General features: G+C 38.4%; 1 protein-coding gene. It reads right to left on the reverse strand.

The genetic code is table 11. From position 1 onward, the window contains the following. Positions 1-18: 18 nt before the first annotated feature. Entirely contained in the window at positions 19-1830 is a 1812-nt protein-coding gene (locus KGF86_RS19170; protein ID WP_211742711.1) for an IS1182 family transposase, read from the reverse strand. Positions 1831-2157 lie beyond the last annotated feature (327 nt).

Consider the following 2157-nt stretch of genomic DNA (forward strand, 5'->3'; position numbering starts at 1 on the left):
GGGGCTGTCCCATAAGTCCTAAAAAATAAGGCAAGGGAGAAAAACGAGTCGTATTTCTCCCTTGCCTTTTCGAGTTGTTCGATTTTTCTCTGAAAGTAGCTGGCGGATGCCTGCTACTTTCAGTATGTTGTGGGCTAATGCCACAATCCCAAACTCGACATTCACTTTGTCGAGTCCCCTCAATGAAAATCTGCGGAACGACCGATTGCCCTTGATGTGACCGAACACACTTTCTACTTCTACTTTACGTTGAGCGTAGATAGCGGTCTTTTCTTCACATTCAAGGGCTGCTTTGGCCTTTGCTTTCATTTCTTCAAAAATTGTATTCCAATGAACTTGTCGATTGCCTTTTGCTTTAGTGCATTGTGCTTTAAGAGGGCAATCTGTACAATCCTCACATTCATATATTTTGAAGCTTTGCTCATAGCCAGACTGATTCTTTTTGTTTTGATATTTTTTAAATGTTACCTTCATTCCATTCGGGCAAATAAAACAGTCATCTTCTTCAACATAGGTCCAGTTTTTCGCATTTTTAATGTCTTTCTTGTATTTGCGTGTTTGTTCCTGTACAAAGCTCCCATAAGGAATAAGAAACTCAAATCGTTGCTCTTTCTCTTCCCCAACGCTATAGACATAATTCTCTTCACTACCATATCCTGCATCTGCACTCACTACTTTAGGCATGGGCAGAGAAGAATCTGCCAGTTTCTCCATATGAGGGATAAAACAGCGTGTATCTGTAGGTCGTTGATGGATTGTATAATACAAAATAAACTGATTCTCTGTTCCCATTTGTACATTATACCCTGGCTTAAGTTGTCCGTTTTTCATATGATCTTCTTTCATTCGCATAAAGGTGGCATCTTTGTCAGTTTTCGAATAGCTATTCCGATCACCGAACGTTTCATTTTGTTCCTTATATTTAGTCATGCGAGGTATGAAATCCTCACGGATTTGTTTGATTGATTTCTTTAATTGACTACGTTCTTGTCTTTTTTCTTTTCGAATTTCTTTATCCGTTTCATTTTCAATTACCTCTGTTAGCGCATCAACCTTTACCTCTAATTCCTCCGCAACTTCTATTAATTCTTGTTCGGTAATTTCTTGTTCTTGATCGGTTGATAGTTGTTCAGGTTGAGTTTCTGATTGTGTTAGTTTATGGATATGCTGAAGTGTTTCTTTAATTTTTTCTTTTAACTTCTCTTCGAATTTTGAAGTGGCCCGTTTCCATACAAAACTATACTTGTTGGCATTGGCTTCAATCTTGGTGCCATCCAAAAAGTAATTTTCGAATGATATGTAGTTCTCTTCAATCAATTTGCGAATCATAGCTTCAAATAGTTCATCCATTAAATCTTTCATCCGTCCACCGCGGAACTCATTAATAGTACGAAAATCTGGTTGTTGCATCGCTGTCAACCACATAGCTGGGATATTTTCCTCTGTTAATTTGGCGATTCCACGGCAGGAATAAACCTTTTGGGAATAGCCAAAAAGAATAATTTTAAGCATCAATTTAGGATGGTAGGGACTCCTGCCACCACCTACATAGTACGAAAATAGTTTTTCATCAGGGATTGACTCAACCATTTCGTCTACTACACGAGCTTCGTGATGTTCTGAAATAAGAGATTCAATATCATAAATCATATGAACTTGACGATTATTGTAGGGTTTGAAAGTAGGGGCTAACTTACGAGGGTTAGGCTCTTTTGGTTTATTGCTTTTCTGGGTTTCAGTGTTTTGACATACTTGTTTCTCTTCTTCACACTCTGGAAATAAAGACATCTCCATGTTATAATTATCTTTAGTAATCAATTGATTGCTCATAAAGAATCATCCTTTCAGTAATGTTGTGTCGTAACTTCATTTTACTAAAAAGGATGATTTTTTTGTGTGTTTTTTAGAAAATTTTAATACTAATATTACTGAATAATGAAACCTTGTTGATTGGAGCGGAAGGTACGAGACTCCTGCGGGAAAAGCGTGGCCAGGGGAGACCCCGCAGGAGCTTGCGACGAGGAGGCTCCCGGACCGCCCGCGGAAAGCGAGTAACCTGCAGCGGAAATCAACAACCCTTTTATAAGTAATATCCAAAAACAAAAAACGAGGGGCTATCCTCAAAAGTCATTTTTCAATGACTTTTCGGACAACCCC

Source organism: Ornithinibacillus massiliensis (assembly GCF_018310345.1).
Taxonomy (GTDB): Bacteria; Bacillota; Bacilli; order Bacillales; family Amphibacillaceae; genus Ornithinibacillus; species Ornithinibacillus massiliensis.

What these genes read in the sequence shown, in the direction of transcription:
- KGF86_RS19170 (WP_211742711.1), bottom strand. Translation starts at nt 1,830, where the DNA reads ATGAGCAATCAATTGATTACTAAAGATAATTATAACATGGAGATGTCT.